This window comes from Mesorhizobium sp. ORS 3428, assembly GCF_001854785.1.
Classification (GTDB): domain Bacteria; phylum Pseudomonadota; class Alphaproteobacteria; order Rhizobiales; family Rhizobiaceae; genus Mesorhizobium.
Genome location: NZ_MDFL01000103.1, coordinates 1 through 1,028 on the forward strand (window position 1 = coordinate 1; position 1,028 = coordinate 1,028).

A 1,028-nucleotide genomic window follows, 5' to 3' on the forward strand; every position below is an offset into this window, starting at 1 on the left:
CCGAACCGTGGCGGCGGCTTGCGGTACGAGGCAGGCGTGCGTGAAAGGCGCGCGGGAAATGCGACGGTCGGAACCTCCCTGCCGTCGTCGCGGACCATCGAGCGGACGATCTGCCTCTCGCGGACATGCTGATGGCTGAATGCCTCACCAATATCGTTGATGCAACCAGCCGGTACTCCCGCCGCGTTCAACGCGTCGACGAGGGTCTCAACGTCCCGGGACACCGTCGCCGCCGTCAAGATGGATACGAGCAATTCGCGATTCTCAAGACGAGCCTTGTTGGTGGCGAAGCGCTGGTCATCRCAAAGTTCGGYGAGACCCAGCACTTTGYATACCGACCGGAACTRCCTGTCGCTTCCAGCCGCCACCACGATTCTGCCGTTCGCACCCTGAAAATCCTGATAGGGAATGACGTTTGGGTGGGCATTGCCTAGCCTTCTCGGCACCTCGCCCCCAACAAGATAGTTCATTGCTTGGTTAGAGAGCGCGGCAAGTTGGCTGTCGTACAACGCACAGTCGATATGCTGGCCCTCACCCGTCTTTAGGCGGTGAACGACGGCCGCAAGGATGGCGGTAGCCGCAAATTGACCCGTCATCAGATCCGCAACCGGTATACCAACTTTGACCGGCCCCTGATTGTCTTCGGGATGACCCGTGACGCTCATCAGTCCACTCATCGCCTGAATGAGAAAGTCGTATCCTCCCCTGCCTGCGAGTGGACCCGTCTGGCCGAAGCCAGTGATCGAGCAATAGACAATCCGCGGATTCTCCATCTTGAGGTTTTCGTAGTCCAAGCCATATCTGGCGAGACTTCCGGTCTTATAATTTTCGACGACGATATCGCTCTTGCGGGCAATATCTCGGACCAGTTCAGCGCCCGCCGGGTCGGCGAAGTTCACCGCCATGGCGCTCTTGTTCCGATTTGCCGCCAAATAGTAAGCCGCGTCCTCACCTGCGTCTCCGCGGAAGAATGGTGGGCCCCAAAGCCGCGTGTCGTCCGGCTGCTGTGGATGCTCCACTTTAATGAC

At 59.0% G+C, this 1,028-nt stretch carries 1 protein-coding gene; it reads right to left on the minus strand.

Features of this window, described 5'->3' with window-relative positions; translation table 11 throughout:
• A partial coding sequence (locus tag ORS3428_RS08935; protein ID WP_244507900.1) for a CaiB/BaiF CoA transferase family protein occupies window positions 1–1,019 on the minus strand: 1,019 nt, incomplete at its 3' end.
• Between the last annotated feature and the right edge of the window lie 9 nt (window positions 1,020–1,028).